The sequence below is a fragment of the Sutcliffiella horikoshii genome, from assembly GCF_044809035.1.
GTDB classification, from domain to species: domain Bacteria; phylum Bacillota; class Bacilli; order Bacillales; family Bacillaceae_I; genus Sutcliffiella_A; species Sutcliffiella_A horikoshii_G.
Genome location: NZ_CP085237.1, coordinates 1,862,075 through 1,877,425, shown reverse-complemented (window position 1 = coordinate 1,877,425; position 15,351 = coordinate 1,862,075). Strand labels below are relative to the sequence as shown.

Annotated in this window: 18 protein-coding genes; all 18 read right to left on the bottom strand. The window is 40.1% G+C overall.

Features of this window, described 5'->3' with window-relative positions:
• Nucleotides 1-14: 14 nt before the first annotated feature.
• The 18 genes from LG307_RS09790 to fliJ are packed head-to-tail and all read right to left on the bottom strand — an operon-like array spanning nucleotide 15 to nucleotide 15,342.
• Nucleotides 15-902 carry a MinD/ParA family protein gene (locus LG307_RS09790; RefSeq protein WP_404450087.1) on the bottom strand — a complete coding sequence of 296 codons (888 nt, stop codon included), beginning with the start codon at nucleotides 900-902 and terminating at the stop codon, nucleotides 15-17.
• Nucleotides 899-2,044, bottom strand: coding sequence for a flagellar biosynthesis protein FlhF (gene flhF, locus LG307_RS09785; protein WP_404450086.1), 1,146 nt, complete (start codon nucleotides 2,042-2,044; stop codon nucleotides 899-901). The genes LG307_RS09790 and flhF overlap by 4 nt, the downstream gene beginning before the upstream one ends.
• Nucleotides 2,041-4,080 carry a flagellar biosynthesis protein FlhA gene (flhA, locus tag LG307_RS09780; RefSeq protein ID WP_404450085.1) on the bottom strand — a complete coding sequence of 680 codons (2,040 nt, stop codon included), beginning with the start codon at nucleotides 4,078-4,080 and terminating at the stop codon, nucleotides 2,041-2,043. Before flhA ends, flhF begins: the two co-directional genes overlap by 4 nt.
• Nucleotides 4,081-4,110: 30 nt before the next feature.
• Nucleotides 4,111-5,199 carry a flagellar biosynthesis protein FlhB gene (gene flhB / locus LG307_RS09775; protein ID WP_404450084.1) on the bottom strand — a complete coding sequence of 363 codons (1,089 nt, stop codon included), beginning with the start codon at nucleotides 5,197-5,199 and terminating at the stop codon, nucleotides 4,111-4,113.
• Entirely contained in the window at nucleotides 5,200-5,976 is a 777-nt protein-coding gene (gene fliR, locus LG307_RS09770) for a flagellar biosynthetic protein FliR (RefSeq protein ID WP_404450083.1), read from the bottom strand.
• Between the two features lie 4 nt (nucleotides 5,977-5,980).
• Complete coding sequence (gene fliQ, locus LG307_RS09765; protein ID WP_060665909.1) at nucleotides 5,981-6,250, bottom strand: flagellar biosynthesis protein FliQ; 270 nt, start codon at nucleotides 6,248-6,250, stop codon at nucleotides 5,981-5,983.
• Between the two features lie 13 nt (nucleotides 6,251-6,263).
• Nucleotides 6,264-6,929 (bottom strand): flagellar type III secretion system pore protein FliP, encoded by a 666-nt coding sequence (gene fliP, locus LG307_RS09760; RefSeq protein ID WP_404450081.1) that lies wholly within the window; start codon nucleotides 6,927-6,929, stop codon nucleotides 6,264-6,266.
• Nucleotides 6,926-7,597, bottom strand: coding sequence for a flagellar biosynthetic protein FliO (locus tag LG307_RS09755; protein WP_404450080.1), 672 nt, complete (start codon nucleotides 7,595-7,597; stop codon nucleotides 6,926-6,928). The genes fliP and LG307_RS09755 overlap by 4 nt, the downstream gene beginning before the upstream one ends.
• 11 nt (nucleotides 7,598-7,608) lie before the next feature.
• The gene (locus tag LG307_RS09750) at nucleotides 7,609-7,971 is read right to left on the bottom strand and encodes a response regulator (RefSeq protein WP_010193369.1); all 363 of its coding nucleotides are present in this window, start codon (nucleotides 7,969-7,971) and stop codon (nucleotides 7,609-7,611) included.
• A 17-nt stretch (nucleotides 7,972-7,988) separates the two neighbouring features.
• On the bottom strand, nucleotides 7,989-9,221 hold the full coding sequence (gene fliY, locus LG307_RS09745; protein WP_404450079.1) for a flagellar motor switch phosphatase FliY: 1,233 nt from the start codon (nucleotides 9,219-9,221) through the stop codon (nucleotides 7,989-7,991).
• Nucleotides 9,211-10,209 (bottom strand): flagellar motor switch protein FliM, encoded by a 999-nt coding sequence (gene fliM / locus LG307_RS09740; protein WP_404450078.1) that lies wholly within the window; start codon nucleotides 10,207-10,209, stop codon nucleotides 9,211-9,213. Before fliM ends, fliY begins: the two co-directional genes overlap by 11 nt.
• Before the next feature lie 37 nt (nucleotides 10,210-10,246).
• Complete coding sequence (fliL, locus tag LG307_RS09735) at nucleotides 10,247-10,678, bottom strand: flagellar basal body-associated protein FliL (protein WP_404450077.1); 432 nt, start codon at nucleotides 10,676-10,678, stop codon at nucleotides 10,247-10,249.
• A complete protein-coding gene (locus tag LG307_RS09730) occupies nucleotides 10,665-10,883 on the bottom strand; it encodes a flagellar FlbD family protein (protein WP_404450076.1) in 219 nt (72 codons plus the stop codon). The genes fliL and LG307_RS09730 overlap by 14 nt, the downstream gene beginning before the upstream one ends.
• A gap of 36 nt (nucleotides 10,884-10,919) precedes the next feature.
• Entirely contained in the window at nucleotides 10,920-12,401 is a 1,482-nt protein-coding gene (locus tag LG307_RS09725; protein WP_404450075.1) for a flagellar hook-basal body complex protein, read from the bottom strand.
• 42 nt (nucleotides 12,402-12,443) lie between these two features.
• Nucleotides 12,444-13,097 (bottom strand): flagellar hook assembly protein FlgD, encoded by a 654-nt coding sequence (gene flgD, locus LG307_RS09720; RefSeq protein ID WP_404450074.1) that lies wholly within the window; start codon nucleotides 13,095-13,097, stop codon nucleotides 12,444-12,446.
• Nucleotides 13,094-14,308, bottom strand: coding sequence for a flagellar hook-length control protein FliK (locus LG307_RS09715; RefSeq protein ID WP_404450073.1), 1,215 nt, complete (start codon nucleotides 14,306-14,308; stop codon nucleotides 13,094-13,096). The genes flgD and LG307_RS09715 overlap by 4 nt, the downstream gene beginning before the upstream one ends.
• Nucleotides 14,309-14,322: 14 nt before the next feature.
• The gene (locus tag LG307_RS09710; protein WP_404450072.1) at nucleotides 14,323-14,886 is read right to left on the bottom strand and encodes a MotE family protein; all 564 of its coding nucleotides are present in this window, start codon (nucleotides 14,884-14,886) and stop codon (nucleotides 14,323-14,325) included.
• Nucleotides 14,887-14,892: 6 nt separating this feature from the next.
• Nucleotides 14,893-15,342 (bottom strand): flagellar export protein FliJ, encoded by a 450-nt coding sequence (gene fliJ, locus LG307_RS09705; RefSeq protein WP_404450071.1) that lies wholly within the window; start codon nucleotides 15,340-15,342, stop codon nucleotides 14,893-14,895.
• Nucleotides 15,343-15,351 lie beyond the last annotated feature (9 nt).

Genomic DNA, 15,351 nt, shown 5'->3' with positions numbered 1-15,351 from the left:
CCTCTCCCATAAAGCTAAACGAACAGTCGTCGAAGCTTATGTATAAATGTGTGCGTTTTCTTGGTGGCAGCAGTGTTCCTCCCAGATCCGTGTAAATATTTGGAGGAGATTTCTTGGACAGCACGACTAACATGACTGTTCGGGAATCTTAATAAAAATGGAGTTTGTTCCATTACAGCTAACGTCACATGCTTGTCGTCAGGCAACGATCCCATGTGGGAAAGGTTTTTATTTAAGAATCGTTGAGTGACAGATTGCAGCCTCGCAGCTGTATGTATCGCATGTTTAGGACTTATTGCACGATTGATAACCAATTGAAAAGGTATTTCCTGATCATGGTTGTGGATAAATTTCAACGCAGAATAGGCATCGGTCATAGCGGTAGGTTCGCAGGTTGAGATTAGAATTATTTCATTACAAGATAAAATCAATTGTAAACTTTCACTCGTAATGCCTGCTCCCATATCAAAAATAATGTAATCATATTGAATGGACAGTTGTTGCACCTGGTTAAGAAAATGAATTCTTTTTTGCTCATCAAATTGAAAAACATCCCTTAACCCCGAACCTCCTGCAATATAAGACAAACCTTGTGGACCTTGTTGAATAATATCTTCTAATGAGAGATTTTGTTCAAACAGGTGCAGGATGCTATATCGTTGGGTCATCCCAAGTAAAATATCAATATTTGCCATTCCGATATCCATATCAAAAAGCAAAACCTTATAGCCTCTCTTTTGCAAACTCAATGAGAAATTCAAAGAGAAATTTGACTTTCCGACTCCGCCTTTTCCGCTCATCACTGCAATGGCCCTTGCTTCTTGATTTAAAGTAGGTTCTTCTAGTGGCAGCCCCTTTAATTGTTTCACTTGTTCCCTTAGCGCACTAGCCTGATCATTCATTCTTCCATTTCCTCCATGATCGAGCGAACCATCAGCTCTTTTGTGAACGGAATAAGGTTTTCCGGAACATCTTGGCCATCCGTTACAAATGAAGCCCCTATTTGATATAACCTTGAGATTTCTAGCATTGCACAAACGGAAGTCGTTTCATCTTTTTTGGTAAAGATAAATTGATGTATGCCTACACTCCAAAACTGATCGGTAATTTTTTTCATATCCGACATTTTAGAGGTTAAAGATAATACCAAAAATGTATTCATTTCTTCTTTAAAATTCAGAACTCCTTTTAATTCATCGACAAAGTTTTTATTTAGAAAATTCCTACCTGCAGTATCTATGAAAACGACATCCAAATGGGATAGTTTAGTTTTAGCAGCATGAAAGTCCTCCGCAGAGTAACAAACTTCAATAGGAGCATCTAATATATTCGCATACGTTTTTAATTGTTCGATTGCTGCAATACGGTAAGTATCTGTGGTAATGAAACCGATAGATTTCCCATTTTTAAGAGAAGCGTCGGCAGCCAGTTTTGCCAATGTCGTTGTTTTCCCCACACCTGTTGGGCCTACTAGACAGATGTATTTCTTTTCGTAAGGATTCTGATCAAAGGATACCCCTTCAAGTAGCTGCAGCAATTCCACTTCTAGCAGTTCTAATAAGGACGTATTTGTCAGAGTTTTATTTTGAAGCCATGTTTCATAGAGCGTCTCCATGATTTCTTCCACCCGGTCAGAGCTAATATCACTTTGAATCATTTTCTCTTCCAGCCTAGTAAAAAAATCAGGCAGCAGGGGGTCCCTCTGCTTGTCTTGTGTTAAACTTTTCATCATTTTCTTCATCTCATGAATGCTGTTTAAAAGACTATCCTGCTCTTCCAGTGCTTTTGGAATTACGCTTTTCTCTTTAGAGTGCTGAAGGTCCTTTAGAGGGGGGATGTGTGCATTTTTAATTTTCACCGTTTGGTTGAATGGTTCTTCATCCACGGCAGCGATCACTTCCACTCCCTTTTTAGAGAGAAGCCCGAAGAATTTAGATGTCTTAACTGCTTTGGAATTAAGGATGACCGCGTCATCTCCCAATTCAAGGCGGACCAGTTGCATAGCCTGTTGCATATTCTCGGCCTTATATTTTTTTACTTTCATCCTTCCACATTCACCACCCCTATGCTTTGTACTTCAATGCTTGCTTCCAATTCGTTATAAGAAAGAACGGGTACTTGCGGCAAATATCTATCCAACATTTGTTTCACATACATTCTTACAGCTGGGGAGCATAAGAGAATTGGTGTTTGCTCATAAACAGAGAACTGTTCCATTTGCTCGCCCACTTTTTGGACAATTTCCATGGATAAATTCGGGTCAAGTGACAGGAAATTTCCATGTTCTGTTTGCTGAATGTGATCAGCAATCAACTTTTCCACTCTGCCTGACAATGTAACCACTTTAAATGTTTCATTCCCGACCACATATTGATTGGTAATCTGTTTGCTGAGTGCTTGCCTAACATATTCTGTCAAAAGATCGGTGTCTGCTGACATTTTTCCATAGTCCGCCAGTGTTTCAAATATAATAGGCAGGTTCCGGATTGACACGTTTTCTTTAAGAAGTTTGGCTAGAACTTTCTGTACATCCCCAATGGATAATGGTGATGGTGTTACCTCTTCCACCAATATAGGGGTGCTTTCCCTTAAATGATCGACAAGCTGTTTTGTCTCCTGTCTTCCAAGAAGCTCATATGCATGTTGTTTCATCTTTTCTGTAATATGGGTTGATACCACAGAAGGGGGATCTACCACTGTATAACCATACATTTCCGCCTCATCCTTCACATCCTCACTGATCCACTTTGCGGGAAGACCAAAGGAAGGCTCTATCGTGTCAATACCTTCAATACTGTCTTCTTCCATTCCAGGGCTCATTGCAAGATAGTGATCAAGTAAAAGCTCGCCCTTTGCGACTTCGTTTCCTTTTATTTTTAAGCGGTACTCATTAGGTTGCAATTGAATGTTATCGCGGATGCGTACAACTGGTATGACTAGTCCGAGTTCAAGGGCAAGTTGGCGCCTTATCATGACGATTCTGTCCAACAAGTCTCCTCCCTGCTTGGAATCTGCCAATGGAATCAGTCCGTAACCAAACTCAAATTCAACAGGATCCACAGATAAAAGATTGACCACACTGTCTGGACTTCTCAATTCATCTGTTACCACTTCTTCTTCTGTTTCCTCTTCCAACACAATATCTTCTTTCTGCTTTTTGCTTATCATGTACCCACCTACGATGATAAGAGAAGCAATTGGTGCCGTTAACAAAGGACCAATTGGAGTGGCAATTCCTAGAAGGAGAATGGTGGTTCCAGCAACATAAAGCATTTGCGGATAGGCGAACAACTGCTTGGTGATATCTCCACCAAGATTGCCTTCAGATGCTGCTCTTGTCACAACGATACCTGTAGCGGTTGCTATTAATAGGGCGGGAATCTGAGATACTATACCGTCACCTACCGTCAATAGCGTAAACTTCTGCGCTGATTCTGCAAAACTTAATCCCATCTGTGCCATCCCGATGACAATACCGAAGATGACGTTGATGAAAACGATGATGATTCCTGCAATGGCATCTCCTTTAACGAATTTACTGGCTCCGTCCATTGCTCCGTAGAAGTCTGCTTCTTTAGCAATCTTTTCGCGTCTTTCCTTTGCTACTTGTTCCGAAATCATCCCTGCGTTCAGATCAGCATCGATACTCATCTGCTTACCAGGCATCGCGTCCAATGTAAATCGGGCAGCGACTTCTGAGACACGTTCTGCCCCTTTTGTTATGACGACAAACTGTATAACAACCAGAATGATAAAAACAACAAGTCCAACGACAACATTTCCACCTACAACGAATGTTCCAAACGTTTCTACAACAGTACCCGCAGTACCTTCACTCAGAATGGATCTTGTCGTAGAAACGTTTAGACCTAACCTGTACAGTGTTAGTAATAAAAGCAAGGAAGGAAATATGGAGAATTGCAATGGTTCCTGTATATTCATCGTTGTCAATAGAACAATCAGCGCAAGGGAGATATTGATAATAATAAAAATACTTAGCATCCAAGGATAAAAAGGAATAATTAACATGGCAATAATCAGGATGACACTAAGTAATACAGATAAATCTTTAAATGACATAGAGTTCTATCTCTCCTTTTCTTTCACCCATCATTTCACTTGATTTTGTAACCGATAAACATACGCTAGAATCTCCGCAACTGCCTGGAAAAACTCTTCAGGGATGGCATCCCCTATTTCCGCCTGACTATAGAGGGACCTGGCCAACGGTTTATTTTCTACTGTGACGATGTTATGTTCTTTTGCTTTTTCTTTGATCTTTCGGGCAACAAAATCGACGCCTTTGGCAAGCACGATCGGTGCATCCTCTTTTGATTCATCATATTTCAATGCAATCGCATAATGTGTTGGATTGGTAATAATGACATCTGCCCCAGGAACATCCTGCATCATCCTTTGCATCGCCATTTCCCGTTGTTTTTGCTTGATTTTTGATTTGATCAGTGGATCTCCTTCTGCTTTTTTGTACTCATCCTTAACATCATGCTTTGACATTCGGATATTCTTTTCGTAATCAAACTTTTGATAAAGATAATCAAAAATGGATAAGAAAAGTAAAGCTCCTCCTGCAAACAACCCCATTCTCACCGTCAAGGTACCTATGAAAGCAAACGCCTCGTGTAAATTCTTTTGAGAAAGGATCAACACTTCTTCTAAGCTCATCCATAGTATGGAAAAGGTGATGATTCCTACAAAAACGATTTTCAACATAGATTTAACAAATTCAACAATGGCCCGTACCGAGTAAATTCTTTTGAATCCTTGTATGGGGTCTAATTTATTAAGTTTCATATGTATCGCTTCAGTGGAGAATAATGGGCCTACTTGCAAGTAATTTGCGATGACGGCTCCAAGGATGGCAGCAAGCATAATCGGTCCCATGACCCAAACAAGCTGCATCATCAACTCGATAAAAATCATATGTACTTTTTGGACTGTCACTTCCTCAAGCAGATATACTTGGAAGGAATGTTTTAAGAGTCGAATCATTTCTTCCTTCATCCATGGTCCAATGGCAAACAAACAAAGAAATACCGCAATTAACACAAAGGAGGTATTCACGTCCGCACTTTTGGCAACCTGCCCTTTTTTCCTTGTATCCTGTCTCTTTTTTGGTGTCGCTTTTTCTGTCTTTTCACCACTGAAATATTGCAGGTCCAATTTCAACCATTTTGTCATCTAGAAACCTCCAAGCAATTCCATTAAGCCCCTCATGGTGTGTAGCATGAGTTCAAACAGCTTATAAAATAGTGTGAAAAGTATGGTAAGCGAAAATATAATGGTGATGAAACTCACCCCTATTTTCAAAGGTAGACCTACCACAAAAACATTAAGTTGAGGAACTGTCCTAGCAACAATTCCTAGGGCCACATCCACTAAAAAGAGGACACCGACAATCGGGATGGCAAGTTGCAGCGCTATGACAAACATGGTGTTGATTGTTTTTAACACAAATTCAAATACTTGCGCTTCCCCAAGTGGTATCCAAGCTTGAGTGATGGCTATCAGTTCATAGCTGTAAAAAATACCATCCATCATTAAGTGATGTCCGTTAACAGATAAAAGAAGCAGCAAAGCGAATATATAGAAAAACTGTCCGATGATGGGACTTTGAGCACCTGTTTGAGGGTCAATGACATTGGCAATGGCAAAGCCCATTTGAAAGTCGATAAAACCTCCTGCGATTTGAATCGCAGCCAGCACCATATATGCTACAAGTCCTATCAATAGACCTACCATTAACTCCTTTAAAACCAACAAGATATACGCACCGTCAATTCCGATGATCGGAAGGTCCAATGAAAAAGACATGACAAGAGCAAAGAAAAATCCAAGACCCACTTTAAAAGTAGAAGGAACATTCCGATAAGAAAAGAGAGGAAGCGTAACAAAAAATGCTGTGACCCTTGTTAATACTAATAAAAATGCCGGAAAATAATTTATCCATTCAAGCATGGGCCTAACTCACATACCGATGGATATTATTGAAAATTTCCAGTGCATAGGAAAGCATGTTTGAAAGCATCCACGGACCAAATACAACAAGCCCCACTAATACCGCTACTATTTTCGGAATAAAAGCAAGCGTCTGCTCTTGGATTTGGGTGGTAGCTTGAAAAATACTGACAATTAAGCCCACAACTAAAGCCAGTATCAGAAGAGGTGCGCTAATTAAAAGAATAGTAAATACTCCTCGTTCTGCCATTGATATTACAAATTCCGGGCTCATTTTTACACCTCATTCAAAATGTTTGCAATAAAGATTTAACAATTAAATACCAGCCATCCACAAGTACGAATAATAATATCTTGAACGGTAAAGAAATCATAACTGGCGGCAACATCATCATCCCCATACTCATCAAGACACTCGCAACAACCATGTCAATAACGAGAAACGGGACAAAGATCATAAAGCCAATTTGGAAGGCTGTCTTTAACTCACTGATGGCAAAGGCCGGGACAAGTACGGTTAGCGGTATATCTTCGATGCTTTCAGGTCTTTCCATTCCTGCATAATCGATAAATAATGCCAGGTCCTTTTGTCTCGTATGTTTGCTCATGAATTCCTTTAATGGGATGCTTGCTCGTTCATATGCCTCATCAAGCGTGATTTCTTCGTTGAAAAGAGGCTGAAGTGCCAGATCATTCACTTGTGAAAATGTCGGTGCCATGATAAAAAACGTCAAAAACAATGCCAACCCGATCAGTACTTGGTTTGGCGGCATGGATTGGGTTGCAAGGGATGTTCGGACAAACGACAAAACAATGATAATCCTCGTAAAACTTGTCATTAAAATAAGGATAGCAGGGGCCAAAGAGAAAACAGTCAGTAACAATAATAGCTGCACAGATGTGGAGACGGTTGACGCTTCATTCCCACTAAACAGTTCCATGAATTCTGTCATTGTCCATGCCCCTTTTTATCATCCATTTCAGTTAACTTCTTTTTCCGTTCACTAGATAATTGCCCTATTTGGTCTTGAAAAAGGGACGAAAAGCTTGACTGACTTTTGGTATTCTTGATTCCTTTGACCTTTTCCACCAAGCTTGAAAGCATGTCTGAATGGATGGTGAGATTCTCCGTTCGATCTTGATAGGATTGAATCAACTGATCCCGCTCTTTTTCATCTGTTATCTCTTTGAGAAGATTTATGGAGTCTCCCACCCCAACGACTAGCACACTGTTTCCTACTTTTACAAGTTGAAGAGATTTATTGTTTCCGAGATTTGTTCCACCGATATTTTCAACGGAACGTCCGCTATCCAGCTTATTTCTGCTATTGATAAGTTTCAATGCTCCATATAGCAAGGCGAGTACAAAAACAAGAGCGAAAATCATTTTAATAAAATCAAAAAAAGAAACGGATGGAGGTTTTTGCTCCAATATTTCCTGTTCTACTTGGGAAGGAGCCTTAGTGTCTCCTTCAGGTTGATCCGTTTGTGGCTCTTCATCTTGAAGTTGGTTGTAAACACTGTCTTTCAGACCCTCTTCTCCATTTGCCAAGCCTGTCATAGGCTGTAAAAACAGAAAAGCCACAACTAGTAAACTACGTAAAATCTTGTTGGCATACAAAACAGACACCTCTATGAAAGAGTTTTGTGGATAGCTTCAATCACACGATCCGCCTGGAAAGGTTTTACGATGAAGTCTTTCGCACCAGCCTGAATTGCATCAATCACCATAGCTTGTTGCCCCATGGCAGAACACATGATAACTTTTGCGTTGGGATTAATCGCTTTGATTTCTTTTAAAGCAGTAATTCCGTCCATTTCCGGCATGGTTATATCCATAGTAACCAAGTCTGGGTGATGTTCTTTGTATTTTTCAACAGCCTGCACACCATCCGCCGCTTCACCGACAACGTCATAGCCGTTCTTTGTTAAAATATCCTTAATCATCATTCTCATAAATGCCGCATCATCCACTATTAATATTCTTTTACTCATGTTATTTCCTCCTAGGACTATCGAAGTTTTCTTATTCTATCTGTTTGACTTACAATATCTGTTACTCTTACTCCGAAACTCTCATCTATTACGACAACTTCACCTTGTGCGATAAGTTTATTATTAACAAGGATATCTACCGGTTCCCCTGCGAGCTTATCCAGTTCAATAATAGAACCCGTCGACAATTCAAGAATGTCTTTAACAGAACGTTTTGTTCTTCCAAGTTCCACCGTAACCTGAAGAGGTATATCCAAGAGCATATTTAAATTATTAGGTTCGGATTCCTCCACAGCTGTTGTCTCAAAGTTCGTGAAGACTGCTGGTTGCACATTCACTGCAGGTTGTATTCTAGGTGTTGGATTGCTGGTTCTTGCATGCTGCCCTGCATATGCGTGTTCTCTTACTGGTGTTTCCACACCGTAACGCTCTTCCTCTACTTGATAATAATTGGCATCGTGAGAGGTAGGAGGTTGCTGACGTTCCTCATAAGCAGATGCAGCAACGGTATTGGTTTGCATTTCTGTTTCTTGTGCTACTTGCGATGATGAACTAGATTCATCGTCACGGTGCAACAACTCTTCCACTAATTTCTTAGCGAAAGGATAAGGAAGTATTTGCATGATGGATGAATCAATTAATTTGCCAATCTTAATGGAAAATGCCACTTTTATTAATAGTTCATCCTCCGGCATTTCCTCCGTTCCATCTCCTGCTTTAAAATCAATTAACATGACCGAAGGCGGAGAAATATCAATCTTCTTCGCAAACACCGTCGACATCGATGTAGCTGCAGATCCCATCATCTGATTCATTGCTTCGTGAACGGCACTCAGGTGAATTTCATCGAATTCATTTTGAGGACTTTCTCCCGTTCCTCCAAGCATCAAATCTGCGATGATTGCAGCATCCTTTTGTTCCACTACAAGTATATTAGAGCCTGTAAATCCTTCTGTATAACTCACTCTTATTGCTACATATGGATCTGGAAATTCACTTTCCAACCTGCTTTTTTCTACCAAAGAGACCTTTGGGGTAGTAATTTGGACTTTTTGATTTAACAAAGTGGATAAAGCGGTTGCCGAACTGCCAAATGATATGTTTCCTATTTCACCCAGTGCATCTTGTTCCATAGAAGATAGATATTCTTCAATATTAAGATCAACAAAGAGGGGTTCTTCATTGTTGTTATTTGTTCCTCGAAGCAACGCGTCTATCTCATCTTGAGATAACATTCCATCACTCATCATCCTCGTATCCCTCCTTGATTTTTTCTAAAATCTGTACTGCCATGTTTTTCTTTACTTGACCGACTTGACCATAAAAACTAGGTTTATCATCCACTTTAACAATGATAGGTTCATCTATTTTCTGCTGTAATGGAAGTACATCTCCAATCGTTATGTTCAATAGGTCGGAGAATGTTATCTCCGAATTCCCCAACTCAGCCGTTATTGTTAACGGCGTTGCCCGAATCGCCTTTTCTAACGTTGCTATCTCATGATCCTGCCTCACCTTGTTTCTTTCTTCCATCCAATAGTGAGCAGACAATTTAGGAATAATGGGTTCGAGCACTACATGCGGAATACATATATTGATCATCCCTGTCACTTCACCTATCGTAATATTCATAGATATAACGATTACGGTTTCATTGGGTGAAACTAATTGAAGGAACTGAGGATTAACTTCTAAGTCTGATAGAAATGGTTGGATTTCGGCTACTGTATCCCATGCCTCCCCGAAATTTTCGATGGCCCCTTCAAAAAGCGTTGTCATAAGTTTTGTCTCAATTTCTGTTAGACTGTCCACTTTATTAACGCCTGTCCCCTTGCCGCCAAGCTGTCTGTCAAGCATGGCATAGGCTATGGTGGGATTGATTTCAAGTATTACCCTGCCTTCAAGCGGCGCCACTTCAAACACATTGAGGATAGTCATTTTAGGAATCGAACGAATGAATTCCTCATATGGCAGCTGATCAACAGATGCCACACTGATTTGTATGTAAGTCCGAAGTTGTGCAGAAAAATAGGTTGTTAATAATCGAGCAAAATTCTCATGTATTCTGGTTAAATTTCTAATTTGATCCTTGGAAAATCGAAGAGCTCGTTTAAAATCATAAACTTTTACTTTCTTCTCCTGATTTTCCTTTTTAAGCTCCTCGGCGTTCATCTCACCTGTCGATAAGGCGGAAAGAAGCGCATCGATTTCACTTTGTGACATCACTTCCGTCGACATATCCACCACCTCCTAATTTACATGAATCTCTCGGTGATTAATTTTGAAGGAGAAAGGAGGTTGTATAGACTTTCACGATTTCTCCGTCCTGCATCACTTCATTGATTTTTAGTTGAATTTCCTCTTCAAGTTGCGTCAGTCCTTGTCCACCTTCAAAATCAGAAGCTGACTTGTTGGCTATTTCGTGGATGACGATGTTTTGCACTTGGAAGTCTCTCTTCAACAATTCCTCTGTCCCCTTTTTGCTATCCGTTTGCACTTTCATCTTCAAACGAATATAGCCGCCACTTTGTAGGTTCGTTGTTATTTCTTCAAAATCAACAGAGTATTTAATGATGTCATCAATGGTGGGCTCTTCAGCTGACTCATCCGCATAAAACTTATCCACAGTAACTAAAGCAATCACCCCTAAAAGGGAGATTCCAAGAAGGATGATGATCATTGTATTGAGTAATTTATTGCGAAACATCTTTTTTGCCCTCCAAATGTATTCCATGATGCATGTGAGCAAAGAATTCTTTGCAAAGCAAGATCACGTCTTCCATTCTCTCTCTCACTATCACTTTTTTCCCATTATTCAAGGTAATTATCGTATCAGGTGTCTCCTCTACCTGTTCCACCAACCAAACATTGACTGCAAAAGGACGACCATTTAGCTTTGTAAGCTTTATCATATCAGTCGGGCTAAGTCCTCCTTAGCCCTTCCCCCTTTATCGCTTAAGATTTACAAGCTCTTGCAGTATCTCGTCTGATGTAGTGATGATTCTCGTGTTCGCTTGGAATCCTCTTTGTGCGGTAATCATCTCGGTGAACTCTTCAGATAAATCCACATTGGACATCTCAAGTGTACCTGCTATTATAGCTGCGGCCCCCGCATCTCCTGGTTTAAACATTTCTTCAAGCTGAATGCCATCCCCGTTTTTATCCATCGTTCCGGAGTTGTTGGATTGTTGGAATAGATTTTCTCCGATCCTTTCCAAACCAGCATCATTTGGGAACTTCGCCAACATCAGCTGGCCGGCCACTTTAAGATCGCCAAACTGATCGATGAAATTCACTTTTCCATCACCAGAAATGCTGAAGCTTCTTGCGTTAGGTGGAATCTGGATAAGTCCTGCACTGCCGCTTAAAGAATCTGTCCATGTAGGTTGTTGGATCATTTCAGCTTTGGCGATGAAGTTCTCAAACGTTTTGTATGATGTATCCAAACTGTTTTTTACGGATTGAGCATGATTGACAAGATCCGAAAGCGCTTTTTTATTCGCTGTGGCAGCATCAGGAGGTGTTTGACCATATGCTTGTACCACAGGATCTAACAGTCTATATACAACTTCTCCCGTCTCATCTATAAATCTATCAATATCACCGTTTAAAAACTCTGCAGATGTGGTAAACGCCGCTCTTTGGACTTCATACACATTTGTGTAGAAATTATTAAACTGGTTTGCAGCGTTATCACGAGCCGTTTCAGCAGCATCAGCTGCAGCTTGCAGTTGAGGATCCGTTCCTCCTGCTTCTTCATTGGCTTTAGAAGCATCTTCAAAGGTAAGTTGAGCCTCAAGGAATTTCATTGAAAGATCCAGGAACTTATTTGTATCGTTTCTAAACTCCTTGTATTCATCAAAGAAAATTTCTCCAGCATTCAACGCAGTGTTAGAAGCTGCCATGATCTGGTCATTCGGAATTTTCTTTTCTCCTGTTTCCCCTATCATGTACATACCGTTTGAGTTCACAATATAGCCGTTATTATCAAGATAAAAATTTCCTGAACGAGTGTAATTCATCGCAACCGCATTATTTATGGCTCCGCCCAAAATTTTGTTGTCACCATAAGTCGTGTCTGTATCCACATTCACTCTTGTCACGTCAGCAATAGAGGCTACTACAAAAAAACCATCACCGGATAAAGCTAAATCAAGCGGCCTTGCAGTAGTTTGCAGTGACCCTTGAGTCTGGATGGTATCTATCGTACTAATCATAGATCCTAGGCCGATTTGCTTCGCATTAACTCCACCTTTACCTGCAGCCGGGCCGCTTGCACCTGACAATTGTTGGACCATCATCTCTTGAAAAGTGGCTCTTCCTTTTTTAAAACCATACGTATTGACATTTGCAATATTGTTACCAATCACATCTAATTTAGTTTGAAAGTTTCTTAGTGCTCCGATACTTGAATACATGGAACGTAACATACTCTTTCCCCCTCGATTAACTTACTTTTGAACCAATATTCTTTATTGTGTAATTTGGTGGATGGCTTCAAGCGGTATCTTTTTATCTGTCAAGCGCTCATCTGTGACCGTGAGATGGACCTTTCCATCCTTGGTAAACACGGAATTGACCAGAACGTTTTCATAGGAATCCTCCCCTAATGTTACGGAAACTTTCTTTCCAATAAGGTGACTTGCTGACAACAATGAGGTACTTCCAGCTTGAGAGACATCTCCGGATTGATTTACTTTTGTAATTTGCTCTACGGTGATGTCACTTCCATCATCCATAATAAGTCTGGCCTTTCCACCTTGCATCGAGATACTTGTGACGATACCGCTCTTCATTTCGACAAAAGGTTCGTCTTCCACAAAATACGTGTGCTGCCATGTAAGATCTGATCCTAAATACTGTTGCAGGGAGAGGACGTTCATTTTACTCTGGGTGTCTATAAAACCTTCCATGCTTTTGTTCAAGTTCGCCATTTGTTCCAAAGAGGAGAAGTTTGCCATCTGAGCAATGAACTCTCTGTCTTCCATCGGATTTAATGGATCCTGATTTTGCAATTGGGCTATAAGGAGACGCAAAAAGTCATCCTTACCCATTACATTGTTTTGTTTGGCTGTTTCCACCTGGCGGTTCTGAATGTAAAGATCCGATGAAATGGTATTTGTCATGCTCTCTCACCTTCAGGGTTTATTATTTCCAACTCTTCTATCAGGAGATCTTCAAATGATTGATTTGGATCCTCTGGTTGTTTGTCCTGCTTTGAAGACTGTTTAGGATGGGCATTTTCTTCATTTGTTCCTTTATGCTGTTGTGTGAATTTTTGTTCTTGATCTAAAAACACCACTTCAATTTTATCCATATTCACATTTGTCAGTGAAAGGGCCTGTTTTAAATTAGTAAGCCCGCCTTCAAGGAGCTGTGCAGCAGACTTGGAATGAACAATTAGCTTTGTCACTAAACCGTTCTGTGTTTCTTGCAATTTGATGTGTAATGTTCCAAGATGCTCAGGAGCCAGCCTGATGGTCATAGACTGGTTTCCGTTTACAAGTTTTGTCGTAGTTTTAGACAAGATGCCTTCTAGCTTTTGCATTAACTGTTCACGTGCAACTTCATTTGAAGTGGTATCCACGACCCATTGGATGGTCGTCTGTTTTGGTTGCTGCAACAAATTCATCGTAACAGGACCATTTTGTAGAAATGCTTCATTATTAGGCATAAAAACTGTTTTTGTTGAAGGCGAATCAGATGTGGGTGAATATAAGGTTGGGTTAGCTGTCCTTACCATCTGTTCTACCTTGCCCATCTTGAAGTCTACAGCTCTTAATAGATCCTGTATGTTTGACTGTTGTTTATTCGCTATTTGTGTTTCTGCCTTTTCTTCTACTGTTGGGACATAACTTTTCATAAACTTCATTACTCTTTCTGATAGTTGAGTGAATGATTGTAAATCTTGTTTATCTAGTTTTCCCGGTATATTTTCTTCAAGATTTGATATAAGTGACATCATTGCCATTACATCCTCTAATAATCGGAAGTATTCCTCAGGAAGCTCTTCTGGGGCAGCAGGATTGGCCTGCATATTATTCCACTCTTGAAGTTCATTAAGCATGGCAAGTTGCAACGTCAGTATTTCATCCATTCCCTCTAAAACTTTCTCCATATCGGGAATATGACCATCCTCTATTTCGCTAGTAGGAGCAGTAGGATTGGTAAAGGAAATCAAGGCGGAAAGCAGGCTTTCAGACAAAACAGAATGGAAACTATCAGGTCCCTTTTGGGTCAGAGCCTCGGGCTTTTTCGCTCCGTCTACGTTTATTCTCTTTACTGAACCTACCGTAGCAGAACCTTCACCTGTAACAAAAAAGTTCACTTTTTTCATTCCTTTCTTTAAACCTATTCATCATCGGCTAGTAGTTCCGTGAACCTTGCTGCCTGTTCCGGTTCCATTTGTCCTAAAATAGAGGAAGTTTTGGAGGTGCTTAATTCATTTAAGAGGAGTAGTGCCATCTCTTGCTCCAATTCCATGATGATTTGAGCAGCCTTTTTCGTAGACATTCCTTCATACAGTTTCGCTAATTCTTTCGTTGATGCCCTTACCTCTTGTTGCTGTTTCTCTAAGTCTTCTATTCTGCTGTTAGCTTCGTCGAGTTTTGCAACCAGCTTTGTAATTTCTCTTTCCTTATCACTAATCTGCCTTTCTAAAAGAATGACATCTTGAGAAGAACTTGATGGAGAAGATGTGTCTTCCTCTTCCTCTTTCTTTTCTTCTGTTACAGCCACTTCCTTGTTAGAGGGAAGGAAGGATTGGGCAACTTCAAATATATTTCTTCCCTCATATGTAAGATAGCCAAGCACGATGACTAGCGTAAAAAGAAGTGGAATGATAAACAAGTACAAAAGCTTTTGCAAGAACGTATATTTTTCTTCTACTTCTTCTGTTTGTTTTTCTTTTTTCATATTTTTTCACCTATTCGTGTGTTGCGAATATTGAAGAATGGAGAGTTCGTCTATAAATGTTGCCTCCACTTTAAGATCATTTTGCTTCCAATAAAGTTTTTCTTTGTCATCCAACACTTCATATTTTTTACATTCTACAGATTGTTCTTTAAGCTTTTCTTCTTTCAAATTCATGAACGCTCTGGCATGGCTTACTTTTTTCTGTTGGTAAAGCAAGTTTTTTTCCAAGTTTCCCATGAAAAATTGTTGCTGTTTCAGTGCTTCAATAGGAATTCCCTTTTCCAGTTTAACTTGCAACGTTTCATCTAATTGCTCTTTTTTCTTTAACAACTCGTATAACGCTTGGCCTTCCGTCTCAAACTGAGACATTGCACTTTGATACTCTGAACTCGCTTGATCCTTTTCGGCTTTTTTCACCACCAACAGTTTCTCCAGACGACCTCTTCTTACGGTCATGCATTCCAC

What these genes read in the sequence shown, in the direction of transcription:
- LG307_RS09730 (WP_404450076.1), bottom strand. Translation starts at nt 10,883, where the DNA reads ATGATAAAGCTTACAAAGCTAAATGGTCGTCCTTTTGCAGTCAATGTT.
- LG307_RS09725 (WP_404450075.1), bottom strand. Translation starts at nt 12,401, where the DNA reads ATGTTACGTTCCATGTATTCAAGTATCGGAGCACTAAGAAACTTTCAA.
- LG307_RS09750 (WP_010193369.1), bottom strand. Translation starts at nt 7,971, where the DNA reads ATGAGTAAAAGAATATTAATAGTGGATGATGCGGCATTTATGAGAATG.
- flhB (WP_404450084.1), bottom strand. Translation starts at nt 5,199, where the DNA reads ATGACAAAATGGTTGAAATTGGACCTGCAATATTTCAGTGGTGAAAAG.
- fliL (WP_404450077.1), bottom strand. Translation starts at nt 10,678, where the DNA reads ATGTTTCGCAATAAATTACTCAATACAATGATCATCATCCTTCTTGGA.
- flhA (WP_404450085.1), bottom strand. Translation starts at nt 4,080, where the DNA reads ATGTCATTTAAAGATTTATCTGTATTACTTAGTGTCATCCTGATTATT.
- fliQ (WP_060665909.1), bottom strand. Translation starts at nt 6,250, where the DNA reads ATGAGCCCGGAATTTGTAATATCAATGGCAGAACGAGGAGTATTTACT.
- fliR (WP_404450083.1), bottom strand. Translation starts at nt 5,976, where the DNA reads ATGCTTGAATGGATAAATTATTTTCCGGCATTTTTATTAGTATTAACA.
- LG307_RS09710 (WP_404450072.1), bottom strand. Translation starts at nt 14,886, where the DNA reads ATGAAAAAAGAAAAACAAACAGAAGAAGTAGAAGAAAAATATACGTTC.
- fliJ (WP_404450071.1), bottom strand. Translation starts at nt 15,342, where the DNA reads ATGACCGTAAGAAGAGGTCGTCTGGAGAAACTGTTGGTGGTGAAAAAA.
- fliY (WP_404450079.1), bottom strand. Translation starts at nt 9,221, where the DNA reads ATGATGAGTGATGGAATGTTATCTCAAGATGAGATAGACGCGTTGCTT.
- LG307_RS09790 (WP_404450087.1), bottom strand. Translation starts at nt 902, where the DNA reads ATGAATGATCAGGCTAGTGCGCTAAGGGAACAAGTGAAACAATTAAAG.
- LG307_RS09715 (WP_404450073.1), bottom strand. Translation starts at nt 14,308, where the DNA reads ATGAAAAAAGTGAACTTTTTTGTTACAGGTGAAGGTTCTGCTACGGTA.
- flgD (WP_404450074.1), bottom strand. Translation starts at nt 13,097, where the DNA reads ATGACAAATACCATTTCATCGGATCTTTACATTCAGAACCGCCAGGTG.
- fliP (WP_404450081.1), bottom strand. Translation starts at nt 6,929, where the DNA reads ATGACAGAATTCATGGAACTGTTTAGTGGGAATGAAGCGTCAACCGTC.
- flhF (WP_404450086.1), bottom strand. Translation starts at nt 2,044, where the DNA reads ATGAAAGTAAAAAAATATAAGGCCGAGAATATGCAACAGGCTATGCAA.
- fliM (WP_404450078.1), bottom strand. Translation starts at nt 10,209, where the DNA reads ATGTCGACGGAAGTGATGTCACAAAGTGAAATCGATGCGCTTCTTTCC.